Here is a 2,187-nt window from a genome sequence, read left to right on the forward strand (position 1 = left end):
TGAACGTATGGATAAGCTGTTAAAAGAAGTTGCTTAACGAACTTAACTAGGGTGACCGAATTCAGTTGACCAGGTCACTGAGCCCGAGTTAAATTCTTTTTTAAGCCTTTGTTTTGTGGGGTTGAGTCTTGCTTTTGGATTTTCTTTATCACTGTCAAACATAATCACAGTATTTCTGTTTAGGTTTCTAACAGAAATAAAGTCATTTATTTTGTCTTCTAATTCGTCATTATCTTGTGCTGTAAGGTGACTAAATAACCTTCCACCGTAGAACATTATTGAATAATGAACTCCCTCGATAAGATTATTATCCATCCCTTTTATCCAATAATTTAGATAGATCCTGTCTGAGGGCCCTTCTACCCAAATAATACAGTTAGCTTGTAAAATATCTGATGCTTTATATCCTAAGTCATTGCAGATACTAGACTTCTCCTTAGTACTAGCAATAGCATTAACAATAGAACCCCCTTCATGTTGTGTCACATGAAAAATCTCTGATTCAACAGCATCCAATAAATGTGCTGAATGAGTTGTAAAGAAATATTGGTTAGTAGTGCTTTCTGCTAAATATTTTACTAATTTCCTTTGTAATAAAGGATGTAGGTGTAGTTCTGGTTCTTCGACGCAAAGAATTGTATTTTCTAAGAGCGTAGAGGCTGCTGCGATAATAACAACTTCATGAACACCTGTACCTAGAGATTCTAGAGGTAATGTTTTATTATCCATATGAATTAAAATCATATCCCTTTCATATGGGATTTCTATTTTTGCACTTGGGCTTTCTAACACTTCTTGAACGAATGAATTGATAGATATAAACTTTTCTTTTTCTGCTTGTTCAACTAATGATGGATTTTGTATTTTAGCTAGCCTTTCAATAATACCTTCCCCACTAAAATCGCTAGCTTGACTACCAGCATTTCCAATTTTTCTAATTGCAGGAATAACTTCAACTTTTGGAACATCTGTAGCGATAATTGCTAAATTAGCTAATGTTTGTGGGATCCAATGTGCTTTTATATCCCCTTGACCTTTGCCTGTTAAACTAGACCATAGTTGTTGCCACTCGCTAGGTTTTAGTGCTTCTATCATTTCGTCGATATTTATCTCTAAAGAAAATTTCCCTTGATGACTACTTGATTTTTAAGTAAACCATACATCGCCATTATTATCAGCTAAAAAATTTGAACGAAGTAACTTTTTAGCTAACAGTCTGTGGCCCTTATACCGACGAGAGTCAGGTAGTTTTTCATTAACATAATCTTCAATTTCATTTGCAAATAAAGGAAAGGCTATTCTATGCTCTATTTGCTCATTCGAAATATGTTTATCAATATCTTTGAATGGAATTTCTTGCTTTTGTCTTCCCATTGCTGTTTTGTTTCTAGCTTTAGATACAAAGTATGAATATTGCTCATTAAGAAAGTTTATAATATTTGATTTACCAATGTTATTTTTACCAATGATAAGATTTACTTGCCGTAAAGGAGCTATCTTAGCTAATTCATTCCCAAAACTTCGATATCCGGAAAAGCCAAAACCTTTTAAGAGCATAATACTATCCTTAGTAGTTTAATATTAGTACAGAAAATATTGCCTTATATGATCTCATTGACTCAACCCTCCAATATGCATTAAGTAAAAACACATACACAAGCATTACCTAATATACTGTTTTAATAGTTAATTAAATAGAAATCGTACCATACCTTAGTCGAGTGTGATAGCCCGAAATTATGTTCAAAGAAGCACACTGGCTTTGGTTTTTATGAGGCTCCTAACACCCCGTTTAGACGCAAATGTGAGTTTTGGTTTCAGGGCGAAGGTCATTATCATGGTCTTTTTGAGCGACAAATAGGGAAGTTTGGCTGGCATTTAAATATGGATGTAGTTAGGACGAGCAGTCCTTCTAATCCCAGTGTGAGTGGGCACTCACCATCTAGCCTGCGGCAGGGTGAGGTTTTACTTCGTAAAACGCTTTGAACGAGAAGCATCGGCCGTTCCTTTGAAAGTTACACTGTTTGTACTTTTATTCTTTGCTGTTCAATTCTGTGTAAACACTGTTGTGGCCGTTGATGGCAAGGATGCCATCGTCGAGCTTACACGAATGATGGGATGGACACCTCTTGCAAAGTAGGCGTCATTAGCGCCATATTGAATTTGTGCGTTCAATAACCAACAAAA

The 2,187-nt window shown here is 35.5% G+C and carries 2 protein-coding genes; both read right to left on the reverse strand.

From position 1 onward, the window contains the following. Positions 1-42: 42 nt before the first annotated feature. Entirely contained in the window at positions 43-1,095 is a 1,053-nt protein-coding gene (locus Q0791_RS24730) for an AAA family ATPase (protein WP_299011928.1), read from the reverse strand. Between the two features lie 51 nt (positions 1,096-1,146). Further along, complete coding sequence (locus tag Q0791_RS24735; protein WP_299011929.1) at positions 1,147-1,557, reverse strand: hypothetical protein; 411 nt, start codon at positions 1,555-1,557, stop codon at positions 1,147-1,149. Between the last annotated feature and the right edge of the window lie 630 nt (positions 1,558-2,187).

Origin of the sequence: uncultured Shewanella sp. (assembly GCF_947495455.1) — a bacterium.
In the GTDB taxonomy this organism is placed as follows: Bacteria; Pseudomonadota; Gammaproteobacteria; order Enterobacterales; family Shewanellaceae; genus Shewanella.